This window comes from Raineyella antarctica (genome assembly GCF_900092135.1).
In the GTDB taxonomy this organism is placed as follows: domain Bacteria; phylum Actinomycetota; class Actinomycetes; order Propionibacteriales; family Propionibacteriaceae; genus Raineyella; species Raineyella antarctica.
On record NZ_FMYF01000002.1, the window covers coordinates 118806 to 139672 of the forward strand.

A 20867-nucleotide genomic window follows, 5' to 3' on the forward strand; every position below is an offset into this window, starting at 1 on the left:
CGCCACCCTAGCGCCCGGGCGCCGCTCGAGCCCCATTCCCAGCGGCAGCGCAGGATTCGCCCCCACGCCTTAGGCTGGGGGAGTGAAGCCTGCGAACCCCCAGAGCATGAAGCCCTCGACGGCCGCCCAGAAGCTCGGCGTCCACCTCCCGGCGACCCCCGAGGAATTCCGCGAGGGCGTCGTGACCCGCGAGGAGCTCAATGCACTGCTCGCGGACCCGCCCGAGTGGCTGGTCCAGCTGCGCCTGCACGGTCCCTACCCGCGGGCCGAGGTGGCCCGCAAGCTGGGCGTGTCCAACTCCGGCCTGGCCCGGGCCGGGATCACCGAGGCCCTCACAGCCGACCAGATCCACGCCCTGCTCGAGGAGATGCCGGAGTGGCTGGTCCGCGAGCGCCAGACCCAGGCCGACGTCCGGGCCGAGAACGCCCGGCTGAAGGCCGAGCGCGACTGACCCCGGGCGCGACTGAGCCCCCCGGAGGCTGGCCGCGGACGCCGGCGCGGGCCACGCACCGGCACCTGACCCAGCAATTGTGCTGGGTCTGACCTCGGTATCGGGACGATCTTCCGGTGCGGCGGGGCTACGGGTCTAGACTTCCATGTGGTCTCGCTCACAGTGTCGTGTCGGGCCGTGGAGATCCCTGTTCTGCTCCCGAAGGTGTGTGCATGTTCACTAAAGTCCTGGTAGCCAACCGAGGCGAAATCGCCGTCCGCGCGTTCCGTGCCGCTGTCGAGCTCGGCGTGAAGACGGTCGCTGTCTTCCCGTACGAGGACCGCAACGCCGTCCACCGGATCAAGGCCGACGAGGCCTACATGATCGGTGAGAAGGGCCACCCGGTCCGCGCCTACCTGGACATCGACGAGATCATCCGCGCCGCCAAGGAGTCCGGGGCCGACGCCATCTACCCCGGCTACGGCTTCCTGTCGGAGAACCCCGACCTGGCCGAGGCGTGCGCCAAGAACGGCATCACCTTCATCGGTCCCTCCAAGGAGACCCTGGAGATGGCCGGCAACAAGAAGCACGCCATCGACTCGGCCCGTCGCGCCGGGATCCCCACCCTGCAGTCCTCGGAGCCCTCCACGGACCTGGACTACCTGGTCGCCGAGGCCGACAAGATCGGCTTCCCGGTCTTCGTGAAGGCCGTCGCCGGTGGCGGTGGCCGCGGCATGCGCCGCGTCGACGACCCCGCGATGCTGCGCGAGTCGATCGAGGCCGCCTCCCGCGAGGCCGAGTCCGCCTTCGGTGACGCCACCGTCTTCATCGAGCAGGCCGTCGGCCGCCCGCGGCACATCGAGGTGCAGATCCTCGCCGACACCCACGGCAACATCATCCACCTGTACGAGCGCGACTGCTCGATCCAGCGCCGCCACCAGAAGGTCGTCGAGCTGGCCCCGGCCCCGCACATCTCCGAGGAGCTGCGCAGCGCGCTGACCCGCGACGCCGTCGCGTTCGCCAGGTCGATCGACTACTCCCTGGCCGGCACCGTCGAGTTCCTGCTGGAGACCGAGGGCCCGCGCGCCGGCCAGCACGTGTTCATCGAGATGAACCCGCGCATCCAGGTCGAGCACACGGTCACCGAGGAGATCACCGGCGTCGACCTGGTCCAGGCCCAGATGCGGCTCGCCTCCGGCGAGACCCTGGCCGACCTCGGCCTCAGCCAGGACGAGATCCACATCATGGGTGCGGCCATGCAGTGCCGCATCACCACCGAGGACCCGGCCAACGGCTTCCGCCCCGACACCGGCACCATCTCGGCCTACCGCTCCGCCGCGGGCGCCGGCATCCGCCTCGACGGCGGCACCGCCGCCACCGGCGCGGTGATCAGCCCCCACTTCGACTCGCTGCTGGTCAAGCTGACCACCCGTGGCCGCGACTACCAGCAGGCCGTCGCCCGGGCCCGCCGCGCGCTGGCCGAGTTCCGGATCCGCGGCGTCGCGACGAACATCCCGTTCCTGCAGGCCGTGCTCGACGACCCGGACTTCCAGGCCGGCAACGTCTCCACCGCCTTCATCGACGAGCGCCCGCAACTGCTCAACGCCCGGGTCTCCGGCGACCGCGGCAGCAAGGTGCTGAACTGGCTGGCCGACGTCACCGTCAACAAGCCCAACGGCCCCTCCCCGATCACCGTGCAGCCGGTCGCCAAGCTGCCGGCGGTCGACGTACGCTCCGCGGCCCCCGCCGGCTTCCGCCAGCAGCTGGTCGAGCTCGGCCCGGAGAAGTTCGCCGCGGCCCTGCGCGCCTCGGACAAGCTCGAGGTCACCGACACCACCTTCCGGGACGCGCACCAGTCGCTGCTCGCCACCCGGATGCGTACGTACGACATGCTGCAGGTCGCCCCGCACATGCAGCGGATGCTGCCCGGCCTGTTCTCGGTCGAGGCGTGGGGCGGTGCGACGTACGACGTGGCGCTGCGCTTCCTCGGCGAGGACCCGTGGGAGCGGCTCGCCCGCCTGCACGAGGCGATGCCGGGCATCCCGGTCCAGATGCTGCTGCGCGGGCGCAACACGGTCGGCTACACCCCGTACCCGACGCAGGTCACCGACGCGTTCGTGCACGAGGCCGCCGAGGTCGGCGTGGACATCTTCCGGGTCTTCGACGCCCTCAACGACGTCTCCCAGATGACCCCCGCGATCAACGCGATCCGCGACACGCCGTCGGTCGCCGAGGTCGCCATGTGCTACACCGGCAACCTGCTGGACCCGCGCGAGGACATCTACACCCTCGACTACTACCTGCACCTGGCCGACCAGATCGTCGGGGCCGGCGCCCACATCCTGGCGATCAAGGACATGGCCGGACTGCTGCGCGCCCCCGCGGCGTACAAGCTGGTCACGGCACTGCGCGAGCGCTTCGACGTACCGGTCGTGCTGCACACCCACGACACCGCCGGAGGCCAGCTGGCCACCCTGGTGATGGCCGCCCAGGCCGGGGTCGACGGCGTCGACGTCGCCGCCGCCCCGATGTCGGGCACCACCTCGCAGGTGTCCATGTCGGCGCTGGTCGCCGCGACCGACAACACCGATCGCGAGACCCGCCTCGACCTGCGCAACGTGATGGACCTGGAGCCCTACTGGGACATGGTCCGTCGCCAGTACCGGCCGTTCGAGTCCGGCCTGGACTCCCCGACCGGCCGCGTCTACGACCACGAGATCCCCGGCGGCCAGCTGTCCAACCTGCGCCAGCAGGCCAAGGCCCTCGGGCTGGCCGACAAGTTCGAGCAGATCGAGGACATGTACGCCGCGGCGGACAAGATCCTCGGCCGCCCGAGCAAGGTCACCCCGTCCTCGAAGGTCGTCGGCGACCTCGCGCTGCACCTGGTCGCGGTCGGCGCCGACCCGAAGAAGTTCGCCGAGGACCCGGCGTCCTTCGACATCCCGGACTCGGTGATCGGCTTCCTGTCCGGTGACCTCGGCGCCCCCGCCGGCGGGTGGCCCGAGCCGTTCCGGACCAAGGCGTTGCAGGGTCGTACGGTCAAGGCCGTCGAGGAGACGGTCCCGGAGGAGGACGCGGCCAAGCTGCGCGTGCCCGGCCGCGAGCGCCAGGAGACGCTGAACCGGCTGCTGTTCCCCGGCCCGACCAAGGACCTGGCGAACTTCCGCAGCCAGTACGGCGACCTGTCCTCGATGGCCACCTCGGACTACCTGTACGGCCTCAAGCGCGGCGACGAGCACAAGGTGAACCTCGGCAAGGGCGTCGACCTGCTGATCGGCCTGGAGGCCATCGGCGACGCCGACGAGCGCGGCTACCGTACGGTGATGACCGTCCTGAACGGCCAGATCCGCCCGGTCCGGGTGCTCGACCGCTCGATCGAGACCAACGTGGAGGTCGCCGAGCGCGCCGACGCCACCAACCCCGGCCACGTGGCCGCGCCGTTCCAGGGCGTCGTCTCGGTGACCGTGGCCGAGGGCAGCCACGTGGAGGCCGGCCAGGCCGTCGCGACGATCGAGGCGATGAAGATGGAGGCCGCGATCACCACCTCGGTCGCCGGCACCGTCGAGCGGATCGCGCTGCACGGGCCGCACCAGGTGCAGGGTGGCGACCTGGTGCTGGTGGTCCGCCCCGACTGAGTGTGCGTGCCTTCGCCGGAACGGCCGAGAGGTCAGGCGAAGGCGAAGGTGAGCAGGTCCGGCGCGGGCCGTCCTCCATGGGCGGCCCGCGCCGCCCATTCCGGGTAGTGCGCCAACCAGGCCGCGAGTTCGGCGACCAGGGCGCGTGGTGCGGGCTCCTTCAGCTGCGGGGCATGGGTGGCGTACGTCTGGGCCATCGCCTCCGCCATCGCGCCGCGGACGTAGCCGATCCGGACCCCCGGCAGGGGCGGCAGCGGCAGCATCGCGGGGGTGTCGACCAGGGTGCGGATGCCCAGGGCGGCCGGCGCCCCGAGGCAGGCGAGCGCGAAGTCCGTCGCCTCGACCAGGGCGGGGTCGGCGGCGACCCGGAGCCGGTCGTGGGCCAGGGCACTGACCAGGGTCTCGGTCAGCCGCCAGCGTGCGGCATTGCGCTCCGGCGGGGCGTACCGCCCGGCCAGCATCGCCTCGACGTCCTCGTTGCTGGGCTGGTCGGGGTCGGTGGTGGTGGGCCGGTGCGGGTCGTTGCGGAACAGCGCCGCCCACAGCCTGGTGCGCTGCGGGGGCGGTTCCAGCCCGAGGGCCCGGTGCGCCAGGGTGCGCAGCTCGGCCCGGCGCTGCTCGGGGGCGCCGAACAGGTCGCGGACCTCGTCGATGCCCAGGGCGTACAGCCGTAGCTCGCCGCCGCTGCTGCCGGCGCCGAGCGGCTCGCCGACGCGGGCTGGCTGGGCCATGGGTCCAGCGTAGGGGACCGACCGGCCGCCGGTAGCGACTAACCTTGGTCTGTGAAGCTTCGTACCGGTCACCAACTCGTCAGCGCGGTCGCCGTGGCGTTGCTCCTGATCGTCATCATCGGTTCCCTGGTCGCCGGGCACTGAGCGAGCCGACAACGAAGAAAGGGGTGCCGCATGCGGACCATCCAGAGGGCGGTCTCCGTCGCGGTGACGGCTGCTGTGCTGTCCACCGCAGGGGTATGGGCGTACGCGGCGGACCCCGCAGCCGCCGGGGTCGAGCGCACCGGCACGTGGCTCGCCCTCGGAGCAGCCGGCATCGTCGCGTTGCTCGCGGGGCTGACGGCGGTGTTCGGTCCGGGCGGAGCAGAACGGCCGGCCTCCGTCCCGCGCCGGCACTTCGCCGACGACACCGGCCTGCAGCCCCGGGTCCACTCCGGCCCGGTCTCGAGCCCGACCCCGGCCCGGCGCGCCCTGCCGGACGAGCGACGCCGGCGCTGACCGGCTTCGCCCGGTCCCAGGCCGAAGCTCAGGCCATCCGCTCCAGCACGTAGTCGATGCAGGCCGTGAGCGCCTCGACGTCGGCGGTCGGCACATTGGTGAACATGCCGATCCGCAGCTGGTTGCGGCCGAGCTTGCGGTAGGGCTCCACGTCGATGATCCCGTTGGCGCGCAGCGTCTTCGCCAGTGCCGCGGCATCGACCTGTTCGGCGAAGTCGATGGTGCCGACCACCGGGGAGCGGAAGGCCTGCTCGACGAACGGCGTCGCCAGCTCGTGCGCGTCGGCCCAGCCGTACAGGTGGGCCGCGGAGGCCTGCGTACGGGCGGTGGCGAAGGCCATCCCGCCCTGGGTGTTCAGCCAGTCGACCTGCTCGGCCAGCAGCCACAGGGTGGCGATCGCCGGGGTGTTGAGCGTCTGGTCCTTGCGGGAGTTGTCCAGCGCGACCTGCAGCGACAGGATCTCGGGGATCCACCGGTCCGTCGCCGCGATCCGGCCGATCCGCTCGATCGCCGCGGGGGACAGGAACGAGACCCACAGGCCGCCGTCGGAGCCGAAGTTCTTCTGCGGGGCGAAGTAGTAGGCGTCCGTCTGGGCCAGGTCGGCATCGATGCCGCCGGCCGCCGAGGTCGCGTCGATCAGGGTCAGCGCGCCCTCGTCGCCGGCAACGCGCTGCACCGGGGTGGCGGCACCGGTCGAGGTCTCGTTCTGCGCCCACGCGTACGCGTCCACGCCGGCGGTGGGCTGCGGCACGGCCGCGCTGCCGACCGGGGCCGTGGCGATGACCGGATCGGCCAGGAACGGCGCCCGGGCCGCCTCGGCGGCGAACTTGGAGGAGAACTCGCCGTTCGAGCCGTGCGCGGAGCGCTGCTCGACCAGCGAGTAGATCGCGGCGTCCCAGAACAGCGTCGAACCGCCATTGCCGAGGGCGACCTCGTAGCCCTCCGGGGCCCGGTAGAGCTCGGCCAGGCCCTCGCGGATGCGGCGGACGAGGTCCTTCACCGGGGCCTGCCGGTGCGAGGTGCCGAGCACCTGCGCGCCGGGACCGGCCAGGGACGCGAGCGCCGCCGGGCGGATCCGGGCCGGCCCACAGCCGAAGCGTCCGTCGGCGGGCTTGATGTCTGCGGGAATCTGCACGGTCACCGTCCCATCTTTGCACCGTGTCCGAGCCGGGCGGCCGGGTGGCTGGGTGGTAGGACGGGGTCATGCACGACATTGCCGCCGACCGGGTCGAGTACCACGGCCAGACCCTTGATGGCGTGAACGCCGCAACCTCGCCGTACGCCCTGTTCCGCAGTTGGCTGGAGGCCGCGTACGAGGCGGGCAACCCGGAGCCGACGGCGATGCAGGTCGCGACGGTCGCGCTGGGTGGGGACGGGGTGCCCCGGCCGAGCGTACGGACGGTGCTGCTCAAGGAGGTCGACGAGCGCGGCTTCGTGTTCTTCAGCAACTACCGCTCCCGCAAGGGCCGGGAGATCGAGGCCCAGCCGCAGGTGGCCCTGCAGTGGTACTGGCCGGCGCTGGCCCGGGCCGTACGGGTGGAGGGGACCGCCGTCCGGGTGGACCGGCAGGAGTCCGAGGCGTACTTCGCGAGTCGGCCGCGCGGCTCCCAGCTGGGCGCCTGGGCCTCCCAGCAGTCCGCCGAACTCGACTCGCGCGCCGAGCTGCTGGCGGCGTACGCCAGGGTCGGTGAGGAGTTCCGCGGCCGCGAGGTGCCCTGCCCCGAGCACTGGGGAGGCTGGCGCGTCCCGGCCGGGGCGATCGAGTTCTGGCAGGGCGAGCCGAGCCGGCTGCACGACCGGGTCCGGTTCACCCGCGAGGGCACGTCCTGGCAGCTGCACCGGCTCGCGCCCTGAGCCGGGCCTGTGGTCGGGGTCCGCGGGAGGGCGAGCGGGCTTCAGCGTGGTGCTATCGAGCTGAACGCCCACCTTGCTAGGGTGACGCGTGGTATGACCGTTCCCCCTGGGCAGGGGTCGTGCCGTGTCCGCCTACCAACACAAGGAGTGAGCACGTGAAGGGTTTCAAAGAATTCCTCATGCGCGGCAACCTCATCGAGCTTGCCGTCGCCTTCATCATCGGATCCGTCTTCGCCGCGGTCGTCAAGGCCTTCACCGACCTGATGCTCGACCTGATCGGCAAGCTGCTGCCGATCGACGGGGCGGCCTTCTCCGGGCTCGTCGTCGCCGGCATCACCATCGGCCCGTTCGTGTCGGCCGTCGTGACCTTCGTCCTGACCGCGTTCGTGGTCTACTTCGCCGTGGTGAAGCCGTACAACCTGTACCAGGCCCGTCACAAGGTCGCCGAGCCGGAGGTCCAGACCACCGACCAGATCCTCGTCCAGATCCGCGACCTGCTGGCCGAGCGCCGCGAGGTCTGATCGACCCAGCACCAGCAACCCTTTCGCCCCGGACCGATCGCCGCGGGCACCCGCGGACACCACGAAGCCCCCGTCACTGCTGTGGCGGGGGCTTCGCCGTTCCTGGGGCAGGGCCGTTCCTGGGCTCAGAGCTTGCCGAAGTGCGGCGGCAGGTCGCGCAGCAGCCGCTCGTCCGCCGGTGACGGCCGGCCAGCACCGATCCGCCCGTGGCCCGCGCTGCGGACCCGGACCGCGGCCGGCGCCAGCCCCCAGTCGGCCACCAGGGCCCGGAGAGCGGCGGAGAACTGGGCCGCCGGGAGTCCCTCGGCCAGCTCCGCCGGGACGGGGTGAGGCCAGGGCGTCCCCGCGGACCGGGTGGCGTCGGCATGGCGCCGCAGTGCCTCGCGGTCCCAGCCCGCGGCGTCGAGTTCGCCGGCCAGTACCGCCTCGTCGGGGGCGGGCCGGGGCGGCAGGGACAGGTCCTCGCCGGTCAGCGCGTACGCCAGGGTCCGGTGCCAGCCGAGGCCCTCGGGCTCACTCACCGTCGTCCGAGGGCAGCCCGCTGTGGCCGTCCAGCACGCTGCCGGCGGGGACCGTACGGGGCCGGTCGGTCGGCGGCAGCACCACGTCACCGCGGATGGTGACCTGGTGGCCGAAGGTCCAGTCACCCTCCACCGTCAGCGATCCCGCCTCGCGCAGGCTCGGGGCGCCGTGCGGGAAGCGCTGCTCGAAGTCCGCGATCAGCTGGTAGGGGCCGGGCGCCAGCTGCACCAGCGGCGGGGTCGGGTCCACCCGGACCAGCGTCCCGTCCTCCTGGACCCGGTACACGTCGGAGCGCAGCAGCAGCAGGTCGTTGGTGGTCTTGACCGGCAGGAACCGGTCCCGGGGCACCACGATCGCCTGCGACCCCTCGAACACCTCGATCGCCGCACCCATCGCCGTCTCGATCTGGTACACCTCCGGCGACGTACGGTCGGTCGGGTCGACCCGCTTGCGGTTGCGGATCAGCGGCAGCCCCAGTACGCCGTCGCGCTCGGCGAGGGTGTCGGACAGCTGCTGCAGGTCCAGCCACAGGTTGTTGGTGTTGAAGAAGCGGTGGCGCTCGATGTCGCCGAAGGCCTCCTCGTCCTCCTCGGCGGTCTGCGCCTTCTCGCGCAGCACCAGCCGGCCGTCCTCCTCCCGTACGGCCAGGTGGCCGCCCTTGCGGTCGGCCCGGGTCCGCTCGCAGACCTCCATCGCGAACGGCGCACCGGTCGAGGCGAACCAGGCCGCCAGCTCGGCGGAGGGGGCGGCGCCGAGGTTGTCGGCGTTCGAGACCGACGCGTACCGGTAGCCGGCCGCCAGCAGCTGCGCCAGCACCCCGGACCCCTGCAGCGCGGTGTACAGGTCGCCGTGGCCCGGCGGGCACCACTCCAGCGTCGGGTCGGCCGGCCACTCGACCGGGGCCAGGTCGTCGACCAGCAGCTTGGGCTCCTGGTTCTGGATGAACTCCAGCGGTACGCCCGGGGTGCGGAGGGCCGGGGAGGCGGCCAGCTCGGCCATCGTGTCGGCGCTGGTGGCGAACGAGTCCATCAGGATCAGCGGCAGGCGTACGCCGTGCTCGGCCCGGGTCGCCATCACCTGGGCGACGATCAGGTCCAGGAACGTACGGCCCGAGCGGACCGGGACCAGCGACTTCGCCTTGGTCATCCCCATCGAGGTGCCCAGGCCACCGTTCAGCTTGATGATGACCGTACGATCCAGCGCCTCGGTGTCGGGCGTACGGTCGGCGGCCAGCAGGTCGGCCAGGGCGGGCAGCTCGGTGACCGGCCGGATCGAGGACTCCGGAACGATCCCGGTGGCCCCCTCCGCCAGCTTGCCGTAGTAGTGGGTGAAGACGGTGATGGCGTTCTCGGCCACTCCGGCATCACGCATCTTCTGCTGTGCACGCTCGAGTCCCTGTGTCGTCATGGCGCCAGTCTAGGGACCGCGGGGTGACGAATCGTGGGATCGCCTGCCGCTTCGGCTACTCTTGGTGCGGTCAGGCCCCGTAGCTCAGGGGATAGAGCGTCGGTTTCCTAAACCGTGCGTCGGAGGTTCGAATCCTCTCGGGGCCGCTCCGGCAGGACAGTTTCGCCCCGTACCCTCGGCGGAGGGTACGGGGCGAAGTGCTGTTCTGGGGAGACGTACGTCTCGTGCCAGGAGGGGTCGGGTCAGGCCTGCTTGGCCTGGGCCTTGACCTCTTCCATGTCGAGCTCCTTGATCTGGCTGATCAGGGACTTCAGGGTGGAGCCGTTCATGGCGCCGGCCTGGTTGAAGAGCATGATGCCCTGGCGGAAGGCCATCAGCGTCGGGATGGCGGTGATCTGGAAGTTCATCGCCAGCTCCTGCTGGGCCTCGGTGTCGACCTTGCCGAAGACGATGTCGGTGTTCTCGGTGGAAGCCTTCTCGTAGACGGGCGCGAAGCGCTTGCACGGACCGCACCAGTCGGCCCAGAAGTCGACGAGAACGATCTCGTTGTCTTCGATCGTCTTCTTGAAGTCGTCATTGGTCAGGTTCGTGGTGGCCATGGGTCTCTCTCGTTTCCTTTGGCGTTGCGCACGGAGGCGCGGGTCTGTCTCACCGGCAACTGCGCCGTACGGGGGTGCAACAGGAGTGGTGGTTCGGATATTCCCGCACACCGGTCCACTGGTGCCACCGTGGGGCACCGATGCCTCCACCGCGGGAACGTCGTCCACTGTATAGCCGCCGGGATCGTCGCGGAACCTCGTGGTTCCGTCCTGCAGCGCATCCCCGCCGGGCCTGGGGTCACTTGATGCCGACGAAGCGGCGCATCGGCACGGTGATCCGTACCGGCCGGCGGTGTGCGCTCTGGGTCAGCGAGTCGATCGCGGCGCTGATCCGGCTGGCGGCGACCCCGGGCAGGTAGATGGCCTCGAGGAGCCGCTCGGCGTCCTCGCGGTTGCGCACGGTGTACGTGTAGCGCTCGCGGGCGTCCTCGACCTTGCGGATGCCGTGCGCGGCGAACAGGTGCGGCAGGCCGGGGGAGGGGGCGCGGCGGGGGAAGTGTGGGGTGTCGTGCAGGACCGACAGGAACTTGGAGATCGCCGGGATGTCGTGCAGCCGCAGCGACTGCCAGGACGGGGAGATGATCGCCACGACCCCGCCGGGGGCCAGTACCCGGTCGACCTCCTTGGCCAGCTGGGGCATCGGCCGGACGACCGCGAAGCCGAAGCTGCTCACCACGGCCTGCATGCTCGCGTCGCGCAGCGGCAGGTGGCGGGCGTCGGCACGGAGGAAGGTGCCCTCGGGGGACCGGCGCCGGGCCTCGGCCAGTTCGTGGGCGGACATGTCCACCCCGATCACCGTACGTCCCGGGCGGGCGAGCTCACGGGCCACCGCACCGGTGCCGCAGGCCAGGTCCAGGACGGTGCGGGACGACTCGGAGACGGCCCGGGACAGCCAGGCGTACGGGGTGCGGCCGCCGGACTCGATCCGCTGCAGCAACTCCTCGATGGCTCCGACGTGCTCACGATGGAACTGCGCGAGGTACTCGTGCCAGTCGACCGTCTCGCGTCCCGAGAACATTCCCATGTCCACACTGTGCCACGCGGGCCGAAGGACGGCAGGCAGGGGTGCGACGCGTGCGACGAGGGCGCGGACCCTAGCGGTGGCGGGGATCGTCGAGCAGGGCGATCGCGTCCGCGCCGATGTCGCGGATCACGTGCCCCGGGCCGAGCGGACGCTGCGCGACGGCCGAGACCAGGGCGGACAGCCCCGGCAGGGCCTCGTCCTCCACGGCCACCCGGGGTGCGTCCGGGGCGAGCAGGGGATTGCAGCCGTCGGGCCACTGCTGGGTGAGTTTGTCCCAGGTCCGCAGCCAGGCGTCGGAGATCTCCGCGACCGACGGCACGCCGAAGAAGTGGCCGACGGGGGCGTGGTGGCGCAGCGCCACGATCGGGGAGTCCTGGTAGATCCGGGCCAGCCGCACCCGGGCGTCCAGGTGCCGGCGGTGCTCCAGCGGTGGGCGCAGGGCGAACCCGCACGGGTCGGCGCAGGTCTCGCCGACGTCGGGGCGGTCCCCGGCGGCGATGCTGGCGTGGTTCATCGCGCACACCGACAGCGCGTCGCCCAGCCGGGAGTGGAACCGGTCCAGGTAGGCGGTGTAGCCGGGGACGTCGCCGTCGCAGGCGTTCAGGGAGCGCTTGGCGGTCGCGCGCTGGGCGGAGGTGTGCGGGCAGGCCGGGTCGTCGCTGCCCCAGCGGCCGTCGGTGGAGGCACGCATCCGGGCGGGGTCACCGGCGTGGCCGAGGGTGCCCTCCCAGGCCAGGTGACCGAGGTACTCACCGATCAGGTGCGCGGTGACGACGACCTGCAGCGACTCCTGGCGGGCCGAGCGGAGCTGGACCACCTCGAGCATCAGCTCGTACAGGGGGACCAGCGACCCGAGGGCGCCGCGGTTGGGCTCGCGCGGCTCCAGCGGGAAGCGCGCATTGGCCAGGGCGACGGCCCAGGGCTGCTCGAAGCCGGCCGCGATCGTCCCGAAGTCCTCGGCGTCCAGGTCGAGCACGCGCTTGGCGGCGGTCGCCATCCGGCCGGCCTCGTCGATCAGGGCGCAGTCGTCGCCGGGCAGCGGGGCCGCCGAGCGTTGGGCCAGCATCGAGGCGGCGGCGTCGTACCAGTGGTTGCTGACCAGTGCGATGACCGCCTCCGGCAGCGGGAGTGCCACGTTCCTCACCCGTCAGCTGGTCTGGGGGCGGGGCGAGACGAAGACCATGGCGGCCGCTTCCGGGGAGAGCTCGCAGCCGGGCGTGCCCTCGGGGACCAGGGCGATCCCGCCGGGGACGGTGAAGACCGTGACGTCACTGCCGGGGGCGATCCCGGCCTCGTGCAGCGTCTGCAGCAGCTGCGGGTCGGTCTGCAGCTGCTCGCTGAAGCGGGCGACGGTGGCGGGCACCTTCGCACCCTTGGTGCCCCGGTGGGCGATCAGCTCGGACAGGCTGCTGGTGGAGGGGAACAGGTGCGGCTCCGCCATCCCCAGCTCGTCCAGGCCCGGGATCGGGTTGCCGTACGGGGAGTCGACCGGTTCGTGGAGGATGTCAACCAGGCGGCGCTCGACCTCGTCGGAGATGACGTGCTCCCAGCGGCAGGCCTCGTCGTGGACCAGCTCCCAGTCCAGGCCGATCACGTCGGCGAGCAGTCGCTCGGCGAGCCGGTGCTTGCGCATCACCCGCATGGCGCGCTCGTGGCCCTGGGGGGTCAGTTCGAGGTGGCGGTCGTTGCGGACGGTGAGCAGGCCGTCCCGCTCCATCCGGGCGACGGTCTGGGAGACCGTCGGGCCGCTGTGGTGCAGACGCTCGGCGATCCTGGCACGCATCGGGACGATCCCCTCCTCGCCAAGCTCGAAGATGGTCCGCAGGTACATCTCCGTGGTGTCGATGAGGTCGCTCACAGGTGACATCCTATGCTGTCAGACCTAACTCTCCGGACCCTTGCCGGTGCGGGCCCGGTGCGCCGCCATCGCGGAGGCGAGCACCTCGTCGGCCAGGCCGGCCGGCAGCTTGCGCAGGTAGCGCGGCTTGTCCGGGTTGAGGCCGAGCTTCATCGCCCGCCCCAGGGCGAGCCGCTGGGTGACGACCAGTTCCGCCTGGGGGTCGCGGCTCGACTCGACCAGCGTGGCGCCGGTATCCAGGATCTGCTCGCCCAGCCCCTCGGGGGCCTCGCCGAACACCCACACGATCCGCCCCGGCTGGGCGACCGTGATCGGGCCGCGCCGGTACTCCAGCATCGGGTACGCCTCGGCCCAGCTGGCCGAGCTCTCGCGGAACTTCAGTGCCGCCTCGCGCGCCAGCCAGAACGTCCACCCGGCGCCCAGGAAGGTGACCTGCTCGGCGGAGACGTGCTCCTCCCGGAGCCGCTCCTGCAGCGCGCCGCGGGCCTGCTCGATGACGGGGGCCATGTCGTGGCCGAGCCAGGCCCGGTGCAGCGACAGCACGCTGGTCGCGAACCGGGTCTGGGCATAGCCGGCCTCGTCCGCGAAGGGCAGGGTGATCTGCTCGTCGCACAGCTCGCCGATGGTCGAGCCCTCGGTGCCGACGAACGCCAGGGTCGGGACCCGGCCGCCGAGCTCGTGCAGCATCGCCACCACGTCGAGGGTGTCACCGGAGCGGGACAGCACCACGACCCGGTCGAACTCGCGCTGGAACGGGAACTCGCTGGCCACGAACCCGTCGGAACGGCCGTGGCCGTGGTCCTCACGCAGGCTGGCCATCGCCTCGGCGATGTTCCAGGCCGTGCCGCACCCGACGTACGCGACGCTCTCGCCGGGGCGCGGCAGCAGGTCGGAGACCTCGTCCACCATCGCGACGGCACGCTCCCAGCAATCGGGCTGCGAGGAGATCTCCTCGTCGACGTAGAAACTCATGACACCTCCGGATCGGGTCGCTGTCCTCACCCTACGGGGTCGCGGTGCGGAGGAGGCCTGAACGCCTCGGGGAAGAGGCTGGACGGATGTCAGGCTGCGGCGTGATTCCGTTCGCGATGCTTGGCGATCCAGCCGAGGGTGCGGTCCTGGAGCGTGCGGTCGTATCCGGCATGAAGCACGGTTTCCTCGACGCTGTCCAGAACTCCGTCGCTGAGGCGAATGCCGTTGATCAGGCTGAACTGCATGCAATCATCAATGGCCATGTCTGGATCACCTTCTTCCAGACACCCCTTCACGAAGCTCTGATCGGCAACCGGAATGACGGGAAGGACTTCACGCACCAGTTGATCTGCCTGGTCATCAACGCTGAGCACGGGTCCATCCCTCCTCCTCGAGCGCGCTCCGATCGAGGTCCATCGACTTCACCTGGCCACCGCCAACATTCTTGACCACTCCGGCGCCAGTCTTGGGAAAAGCTGCGCGGAACACCTCAAGCTCATCGCCATAGACCTGCACTTCGATCATAACGCCATGGACGATCTTGCGAACCTCTCGGCGGTCCCCGCGCTGACAAAAGGCATCCGGCTCATTCCAGGCGAAGGCTACTGCCGACTCCATGTCCGCACGCGTCCAATCTGGTGTGAACTCGGTCTTTCCGGCCCACCCGCGCCCCGGACGATGCCCACCCTGAAGGAGTGCCTTACCGCCCGGCCTGACTTCCAGCACCCCTTCCCAGACCTTGCTCTTGCTCTGGTCGCGCCACCATGCCGGCTCGTCGGCGGCGCCTTCCCCGAGTCGTGGTCCCTGGGCTCTACCGCCGCCCGACCCTCCGGACGCCGGAGAGGGTCGTTGGGATCTGTCGGTGGACGTCTCGCAACCTTCCCCAGGTATCAGGTGGAGAATCCTGATGCTGTCGCAGGTCAGGCGTTCGGGAGCACGATGCTCAGCCGGGAGGTCGCCGCGGCCCGGGTCAGGTCCAGCGACTCGGGCTGGCTGACCTCCAGCAGCACCAGCACGTCCTCGGCCCGGACGGAACCGCCCAGCGCACCGCCGCTCTCCTCGTTCGGGATCGCGGCGACCCGTGCTCGGGAGGCCACCCGGGTGACCTGGCCGGTGCCGGGGTCGGTGGCCATCACGTCGATCGCGTGCCCGACCCGGACCACCCCCGCCGTACCGGCATCGGCGAGCCTGGTCGGCACGACCACCCGGCCCGGCGTCCCGCGGGCCAGCCCCGGGCCGACCAGCCCGGCCTCGGTAAGGATCGTGCCGGCGGTGAGCGGGCCGGCCGGCGTACGACCCACGGCGTCCTCCGTCGCCAGCACCGCCTCGCCGGGCACGAGTGCGGCGGGGACCTGGCGGACGGTGAGCTGGTCACGGGTCAGCGGGCTGCCGCCGGGGACGTCACCGACCACGGTGACCACCGGCGTGCCGGGGGCCTCGGGCGCCGAGACGGCCCGCAGGCCGCCCAGCACGGCGGCGAAGGTGAGCAGGGCGGCGACGCCGCGGCGGTGCCAGGAGACGACCCGGCGCAGCGTACGGGCCCAGGACAGCAGCAGGGAGGGGGAGTCGACCCCGGCGGGACGTGGCATGCCCGAGGGTGGGCCGCCCGGCCGTACGATCGGCAGCTGTCCACAAGCAGCGACGGCCGGCCCGTGTCGTCCACAGCCCGGCCGTCGCCCGCGCTGAGGTTCGGCGCGGATCGCTGCGGAAGGTCAGTCCGCGAAGGCTCTCAGTCCCCGACGGCCTCCCGGCCGCGGCGGACGACCTTGGGATCCGGGGCGAACACCACGTCGGAGTCCTTGCCGTCATAGTCGAACTGGTTCAGGAAGAACCGCATCGCGTTGATCCGGGCGCGCTTCTTGTCATTGGACTTGATGGTGGTCCAGGGCGCCCAGTCGCTGTCGGTGCGGACGAACATCTGCTCCTTCGCCTCGGTGTAGTCCTCCCACTTGTCCAGCGAGGCGATGTCCATCGGGGAGAGCTTCCACTGCCGGACCGGGTCGAGCTGGCGGATCGCGAAGCGGGTGCGCTGCTCGTGCTGGGTCACCGAGAACCACAGCTTGGTCAGCGAGGTGCCGTCCTGGATCAGCATGTTCTCCAGGGTGGGGGCCTGGAGCATGAAGGTCTCGTACTGCTCGGGGGTGCAGAAGCCCATCACGCGCTCGACGTTGGCGCGGTTGTACCAGGACCGGTCGAACATCACGATCTCCCCGTTGGTGGGGAAGTGGCGGATGTAGCGCTGGAAGTACCACTGGCCGGTCTCGCGGTCGGACGGCTTGGCCAGCGCGACCACGCGGGCGTACCGCGGGTTCAGGTGCTCCTGGAAGCGCTTGATCGTGCCGCCCTTGCCGGCGGCGTCGCGGCCCTCGAACACGATGATGTGCTTGAGGTTGTTGTCCTGGGTCCAGTACTGGAACTTCAGCAACTCGATCTGCAGCAGGTACTTCTCGACGTCGTACTCGTCACGCGTCATCCGCGTGTCGTACGGGTAGTCCTCGCGCCAGGTCTCCACGGCCGAGCCACCCGGATCGATCAGGTCCGGATCCGAACCCTGGTCGTCCCGCACGGTGTAGCCCTGGGCATGCAGGGTGTCGATGAACTCCCGGATGTTCTGCATGTCGCCAGCCTAGGCGGTGGCGAGCGCCTGCGGGGACGCCGTAGGCGCTCGCGTCCCCGGATCGCTCAGCCGGCTACGGCGCCGCTGGTCACCGGGGTGGGCGTCGCAGCGCTGGTGGTCGACGTGCTGGTGCTGGCGGCGGCCGAGGCGGCGGCCGAGGTCGCGGAGTCGGAGGCTGTCCTGGCCGGGATGCTGGCCGAGCCGGTACGGCTGTCCGTCTTGTAGAAGCCCGAGCCCTTGAAGACCACGCCGACGGCATTGAAGACCTTGCGCAGGGAACCGGTGCACTCGGGGCACTCGGTCAGGCTGGGGTCGCTGAAGCTCTGGCGGATCTCGAGGTCACGGCCGCAGGAGGTGCAGTGGTACTGGTACTTCGGCATATGTGCTTCTCGCTCGGGCAGGGGACGGGGGGACGTTCGGTAAGAATACCGTCCGGGGTAACGCCCAGAACCCTTCGTGCTATTCCCGGCCGTCCGGTTGTGCCGCCCCGCGGTCCGCGCCATCCTCGGCGTCACGCTCGGCCAGGCAGTTGGTCATCTCGGCGGGGGTGATGATCAGGTCGACCGGCCGGTCCCAGGGCTGGACCGGCAGGCTCGGCATCACCTCGTCGTCGTTCAGCAGCAGGCAGGTGACCGCCTCCTCGCCGGCATGGGCCAGCGCCCGGTCGTACCAGCCGCCGCCGGTGCCGAGCCGTTCCCCGCGACGGGTGGCGGCCAGCCCAGGGCACAGGATCAGCTGGGCCTGCTCCAGTGCGGCGATGCCGAGTGCCGGGGTGGTCGGCTCGGGGATGTCCCGGACCGCCAGCCGCAGCTTGTCCGAGCCGCGGAACTCCGCCCAGTCCGGCTCGCTGCGCCGGGTGCCGTCGCGGCGCCGGCCGAGCAGCGGCAGCAGGACGCGTACGTGGTGCTCGGCCAGCCACTCGACGATGCCCAGGGTGGAGGGCTCGGCGCCGGTCGACAGGTAGGCGGCCACGACCAGGTCCGGACCGAGCGATCCGTCGAGCAGTTCGCGCAGGTGGCCGAAGCGCGCACCGTCGTCGCGCTCGCGCTCCGGACCGGTGCGCATCCCGCGCCGAGTGGCCACCGCATCGCGCAGGATGTCCTTGGCCCGGCCGAGCGCCTCGAGGTCGGTCGCGGACAGACCTACGGGGGTGGGGCTTGGGGGGAGGCTCACTCGCCTATTCTACGGAGCATGGGACTCTTCCGCCGCAAGAAGCAGGCTGCCGACGAGGCGCCCGTCCAGACCGCGCCGGAACGGGGCCTGCCCCGCCGACCCGAGCCCAACCTGGAGGGTCTGCGCTCGGTGGAGGACCACCGCGACTACCTGCTCTCGCTGGTGCAGGAGCTGCCGGCCTTCGGCCAGACCATCCTGGACGCGGTCGGGCTGAGCCTGTGCGAGGACATCATCGCCGACCTGGACCTGCCGCGCTTCGACAACTCCGCGATGGACGGCTACGGCGTGCACGCCGCCGACCTGGAGGGCGTCTCCCGCGGCCTGCCGCGCAGCCTGCCGGTGGTCCGCTCGATCGCTGCCGGTGACCCGGCCGGTCCCGAGGTCGAGGAGGGCACCGTGGTCAAGATCATGACCGGCGCCCCGGTCCCGCCCGGTGTCGACGCGGTGGTGCCGTACGAGCACACCGACCGCGGCTCGGTGACCGCGACGTTCCTGCACGCCCCGGCGGTCGGGGAGAACATCCGCCCCGCCGGTGACGACATCGCCGTCGGTGACCACATCGCCTCGATCGGGGACCGGCTGGGACCCCGCCAGGTCGGCATGCTGGCCGGCATCGGCATCGACCAGGTGCTGGTCCGGCCCCGCCCCCGGGTGGTGGTGATCTCCACCGGCTCCGAACTGGTCCAGCCCGGCCTGGAGCTGCACGAGGGCCAGATCTACGACTCCAACTCCTTCATGCTGGCCGCCCTGGCCCGCAGCGAGGGCGCCCAGGTCTTCCGGGTCGGGATCGTCAGCGACGACCCCTCGGTGGTCGCCCAGACGATCTCCGACCAGCTCGTCCGGGCCGACATCATCCTCACCACCGGCGGCGTCAGCCAGGGCGACCACGACGTGGTCAAGGCCGTCGTGCCCCGGCTCGGGCCGACCGACTTCTGCCGGGTGGCGATGCAGCCGGGCAAGCCGCAGGGCTTCGCGCTGATCGGCGAGGACCGCACCCCGGTGATCATGCTGCCGGGCAACCCGGTCAGCGCGTTCGTGTCGTTCGAGGTCTTCGTCCGGCCGGTGCTGCGCAAGCTGATGGGCGTCCAGCCGCTGGTGCGACCGGTCAGCCACGCGCTGACCCGTACGATCATCCGCTCCCCGCTCGGCAAGACGCAGTTCCAGCGCGGGGTGGTGACGAGCACCCGGGACGGGCGCCGGCACGTGGCGCCGATGGGCGGTGGGGGCTCCCACAAGCTGGGTGACCTGGCCCAGGCCAACGCGCTGGTGATCATCCCGCCCGAGGTCGAGGTGATCGAGGCAGGCAACCCCGTGGAGATCTGGATGATCGACGATGAGTGACCTGACCCACCTGGACGAGCGCGGCGCGGCGCGGATGGTCGACGTCTCCGACAAGGATGTCACCACCCGCACCGCCACCGCCCGCGGAACCGTGCTGCTGTCCGCCGAGGCGGTCGCCGCGCTGCGCGACGACACGCTGCCCAAGGGCGACGCGCTGGCCGTGGCCCGGATCGCCGGGATCCAGGCCGCCAAGCGCACCCCCGACCTGATCCCGCTGTGCCACCCGCTGCCGATCAGCGCGGTCCGGGTCGACCTGGAGATCGTGGACGAGGGCGTGCACGTCGAGGCGGCGGTCCGGACGACCTCGCGCACCGGCGTCGAGATGGAGGCGCTGACCGCCGTCACGGTCTGTGCGCTGACCGTGATCGACATGACCAAGGCGATCGACAAGCACGCGGTGATCACCGACGTACGGGTGGCGGCCAAGTCCGGCGGCCGCAGCGGCGACTGGAGCGAGGGGTGAGCCCAGCGGCAGGTGGGCACCGCGCCGTGGTGATCACCTGCTCCACCCGGGCGGCCGCCGGGACGTACGAGGACCGCTCCGGCCCGCTGCTGGTGGCCGGACTGCGCGAACTGGGCCTGGACTGCGCCGATCCCGTGGTGGTGCCCGACGGGCCGCCTGTCGGGGCCGCGCTGCGCGAGGCGATCGAGGGCGGGGCCGACCTGGTCGTCACCACCGGCGGCACCGGGCTGGCGCCCGGCGACCTGACCCCCGAGCAGACCGAGCCGTTGCTGGACCGGCAGGTGCCCGCCCTGGCCGCGGCGATCGTCGCGGCCGGGACCGGCAACGACGTCCCCACCGCCGTGCTCAGCCGTGGCCTGGCCGGGATCGCCGGGCACGCCCTGGTGGTCAACCTGCCGGGTTCGCGGGGCGGGGTGAAGGACGGCCTGTCCGTGCTGGGCCCGGTCCTGGCACATGCCCTGGACCAGATCCGCGGCGGGGACCATCCCGGGGGGAACGCGTGAACGCGGACCTGCGGTTCGCCGCGGACGGTGCCTCCGGCATCCCGGTGCTGCGCCACGGGCGGGTTGCCCTGCGGCCGATCCGGCGCCGCGATGCGCGCACCTGGACCGAGGTGCACGACCGCAACGCGCACTGGCTGGGCCCGTGGGAGGCGACCGTGCCGCCCGGCGCCGAGAGCCGCTCCCCGTCGTCGTACGTCCAGCTGGCCGGTGACCTGCGCAGCCAGGCCCGCGCGGGTCGTACGTTGCCGTGGCTGGTCTGGTACGACCCGGTCGCCGAGGGCGACCCGCGCGGCCGCGGCGTGCTGGCCGGGCAGTTGACCGTCTCCGGGATCACCCGCGGTTCGGCCCAGTGGGCCCAGCTGGGGTACTGGATCGACGAGCGGTGGGCCGGGCGCGGCATCATCCCGCTGGCCGTGGCGATGGCCACCGACTACTGCCTGGGCCCGCTCGGGCTGCACCGGATGGAGATCGTGATCCGGCCCGAGAACGTGAACAGCCGGCGGGTGGTGGAGAAGCTCGGCTTCCGCGGCGAGGGAATGCGCCCGGCCTACCTGCACATCGACGGGGACTGGCGCGACCACCTGGTCTACGCCCTCAACGCCGACGAGATCGGGCCCGGCGGCCTGGTCGGACGGCTCGAGGCGTCCGACCGTTCCGCTGGACTGGGACACGACACGCCCGACACTCCGGACGCGGTCACGGACCGATAACGACCGACC

24 protein-coding genes and 1 tRNA gene are annotated in these 20867 nt (G+C 71.5%); 10 read left to right on the top strand and 15 right to left on the bottom strand.

From position 1 onward, the window contains the following. Positions 1-82: 82 nt before the first annotated feature. Together GA0111570_RS03035 and GA0111570_RS03040 are read left to right on the top strand one after the other, a co-directional pair. Positions 83-451, top strand: coding sequence for a DUF5997 family protein (locus GA0111570_RS03035; RefSeq protein ID WP_245703001.1), 369 nt, complete (start codon positions 83-85; stop codon positions 449-451). A 212-nt stretch (positions 452-663) separates the two neighbouring features. Then, positions 664-4065 carry a pyruvate carboxylase gene (locus GA0111570_RS03040; RefSeq protein WP_092606244.1) on the top strand — a complete coding sequence of 1134 codons (3402 nt, stop codon included), beginning with the start codon at positions 664-666 and terminating at the stop codon, positions 4063-4065. A 32-nt stretch (positions 4066-4097) separates the two neighbouring features. Here the strand turns inward: GA0111570_RS03040 and GA0111570_RS03045 are convergent, their stop codons facing one another. Continuing rightward, on the bottom strand, positions 4098-4796 hold the full coding sequence (locus tag GA0111570_RS03045) for a DUF7691 family protein (protein ID WP_092606246.1): 699 nt from the start codon (positions 4794-4796) through the stop codon (positions 4098-4100). Between the two features lie 174 nt (positions 4797-4970). On the opposite strand from GA0111570_RS03045, the gene GA0111570_RS03050 reads away from it, so the two are divergent. Further along, complete coding sequence (locus GA0111570_RS03050) at positions 4971-5294, top strand: hypothetical protein (RefSeq protein WP_092606248.1); 324 nt, start codon at positions 4971-4973, stop codon at positions 5292-5294. 28 nt (positions 5295-5322) lie between these two features. Here GA0111570_RS03050 and serC read toward each other — a convergent pair whose 3' ends face one another. Further along, on the bottom strand, positions 5323-6435 hold the full coding sequence (gene serC / locus GA0111570_RS03055; RefSeq protein ID WP_092606250.1) for a phosphoserine transaminase: 1113 nt from the start codon (positions 6433-6435) through the stop codon (positions 5323-5325). 62 nt (positions 6436-6497) lie between these two features. Between serC and pdxH the strand changes: the two genes are divergently transcribed. Both pdxH and GA0111570_RS03065 read left to right on the top strand, forming a co-directional pair. Further along, positions 6498-7148, top strand: a complete 651-nt coding sequence (gene pdxH, locus GA0111570_RS03060; protein ID WP_092606252.1) for a pyridoxamine 5'-phosphate oxidase — start codon at positions 6498-6500, stop codon at positions 7146-7148. 155 nt (positions 7149-7303) lie between these two features. Beyond that, on the top strand, positions 7304-7669 hold the full coding sequence (locus GA0111570_RS03065) for an MscL family protein (protein WP_092606254.1): 366 nt from the start codon (positions 7304-7306) through the stop codon (positions 7667-7669). A 125-nt stretch (positions 7670-7794) separates the two neighbouring features. On the opposite strand, the gene GA0111570_RS03070 is transcribed toward GA0111570_RS03065, so the two are convergent. Together GA0111570_RS03070 and GA0111570_RS03075 are read right to left on the bottom strand one after the other, a co-directional pair. Continuing rightward, positions 7795-8190 carry a hypothetical protein gene (locus GA0111570_RS03070; RefSeq protein WP_092606256.1) on the bottom strand — a complete coding sequence of 132 codons (396 nt, stop codon included), beginning with the start codon at positions 8188-8190 and terminating at the stop codon, positions 7795-7797. Next, positions 8183-9598 (bottom strand): UTP--glucose-1-phosphate uridylyltransferase, encoded by a 1416-nt coding sequence (locus GA0111570_RS03075; RefSeq protein WP_092606258.1) that lies wholly within the window; start codon positions 9596-9598, stop codon positions 8183-8185. Before GA0111570_RS03075 ends, GA0111570_RS03070 begins: the two co-directional genes overlap by 8 nt. A gap of 73 nt (positions 9599-9671) precedes the next feature. Here GA0111570_RS03075 and GA0111570_RS03080 point away from each other — a divergent pair. Further along, positions 9672-9744 (top strand) — tRNA-Arg (locus GA0111570_RS03080). A gap of 96 nt (positions 9745-9840) precedes the next feature. On the opposite strand, the gene trxA is transcribed toward GA0111570_RS03080, so the two are convergent. The 11 genes from trxA to GA0111570_RS03135 all read right to left on the bottom strand — a co-directional run bounded on the left by trxA (position 9841) and on the right by GA0111570_RS03135 (position 17841). Beyond that, complete coding sequence (gene trxA / locus GA0111570_RS03085; RefSeq protein ID WP_092606260.1) at positions 9841-10197, bottom strand: thioredoxin; 357 nt, start codon at positions 10195-10197, stop codon at positions 9841-9843. Positions 10198-10435: 238 nt separating this feature from the next. Beyond that, on the bottom strand, positions 10436-11221 hold the full coding sequence (locus GA0111570_RS03090; protein WP_092606262.1) for a class I SAM-dependent methyltransferase: 786 nt from the start codon (positions 11219-11221) through the stop codon (positions 10436-10438). Positions 11222-11291: 70 nt separating this feature from the next. Further along, the gene (locus GA0111570_RS03095) at positions 11292-12356 is read right to left on the bottom strand and encodes a hypothetical protein (protein ID WP_245703002.1); all 1065 of its coding nucleotides are present in this window, start codon (positions 12354-12356) and stop codon (positions 11292-11294) included. 12 nt (positions 12357-12368) lie between these two features. After that, complete coding sequence (locus tag GA0111570_RS03100; protein WP_092606266.1) at positions 12369-13079, bottom strand: iron-dependent transcriptional repressor DtxR; 711 nt, start codon at positions 13077-13079, stop codon at positions 12369-12371. 24 nt (positions 13080-13103) lie between these two features. Next, positions 13104-14051: an SIS domain-containing protein gene (locus GA0111570_RS03105; RefSeq protein ID WP_217633996.1), complete on the bottom strand. Its 948-nt coding sequence runs from the start codon at positions 14049-14051 to the stop codon at positions 13104-13106. 89 nt (positions 14052-14140) lie between these two features. Beyond that, entirely contained in the window at positions 14141-14425 is a 285-nt protein-coding gene (locus GA0111570_RS03110) for a hypothetical protein (protein WP_092606268.1), read from the bottom strand. Next, positions 14412-14669: a hypothetical protein gene (locus tag GA0111570_RS03115; protein WP_092606270.1), complete on the bottom strand. Its 258-nt coding sequence runs from the start codon at positions 14667-14669 to the stop codon at positions 14412-14414. The genes GA0111570_RS03110 and GA0111570_RS03115 overlap by 14 nt, the downstream gene beginning before the upstream one ends. A 302-nt stretch (positions 14670-14971) precedes the next feature. Further along, complete coding sequence (locus tag GA0111570_RS03120; RefSeq protein WP_092606272.1) at positions 14972-15640, bottom strand: SAF domain-containing protein; 669 nt, start codon at positions 15638-15640, stop codon at positions 14972-14974. Positions 15641-15780: 140 nt separating this feature from the next. Then, positions 15781-16668, bottom strand: a complete 888-nt coding sequence (gene ppk2 / locus GA0111570_RS03125; RefSeq protein ID WP_092606274.1) for a polyphosphate kinase 2 — start codon at positions 16666-16668, stop codon at positions 15781-15783. 65 nt (positions 16669-16733) lie between these two features. Further along, complete coding sequence (locus GA0111570_RS03130) at positions 16734-17048, bottom strand: FmdB family zinc ribbon protein (RefSeq protein ID WP_092606276.1); 315 nt, start codon at positions 17046-17048, stop codon at positions 16734-16736. A gap of 79 nt (positions 17049-17127) precedes the next feature. Further along, positions 17128-17841, bottom strand: coding sequence for a 5-formyltetrahydrofolate cyclo-ligase (locus tag GA0111570_RS03135; RefSeq protein WP_139283126.1), 714 nt, complete (start codon positions 17839-17841; stop codon positions 17128-17130). 18 nt (positions 17842-17859) lie between these two features. Between GA0111570_RS03135 and glp the strand changes: the two genes are divergently transcribed. Genes glp through GA0111570_RS03155 form a run of 4 tightly spaced genes read left to right on the top strand, consistent with a single transcriptional unit; the run spans position 17860 to position 20858 of the window. Further along, positions 17860-19182 (top strand): molybdotransferase-like divisome protein Glp, encoded by a 1323-nt coding sequence (gene glp, locus GA0111570_RS03140; protein WP_175557298.1) that lies wholly within the window; start codon positions 17860-17862, stop codon positions 19180-19182. Beyond that, entirely contained in the window at positions 19175-19645 is a 471-nt protein-coding gene (moaC, locus tag GA0111570_RS03145) for a cyclic pyranopterin monophosphate synthase MoaC (RefSeq protein WP_092606280.1), read from the top strand. Before glp ends, moaC begins: the two co-directional genes overlap by 8 nt. Next, a complete protein-coding gene (locus GA0111570_RS03150; protein WP_092606282.1) occupies positions 19642-20148 on the top strand; it encodes a MogA/MoaB family molybdenum cofactor biosynthesis protein in 507 nt (168 codons plus the stop codon). Before moaC ends, GA0111570_RS03150 begins: the two co-directional genes overlap by 4 nt. Positions 20149-20195: 47 nt before the next feature. Then, on the top strand, positions 20196-20858 hold the full coding sequence (locus GA0111570_RS03155) for a GNAT family N-acetyltransferase (protein WP_217634021.1): 663 nt from the start codon (positions 20196-20198) through the stop codon (positions 20856-20858). The last annotated feature ends 9 nt before the right edge of the window (positions 20859-20867 follow it).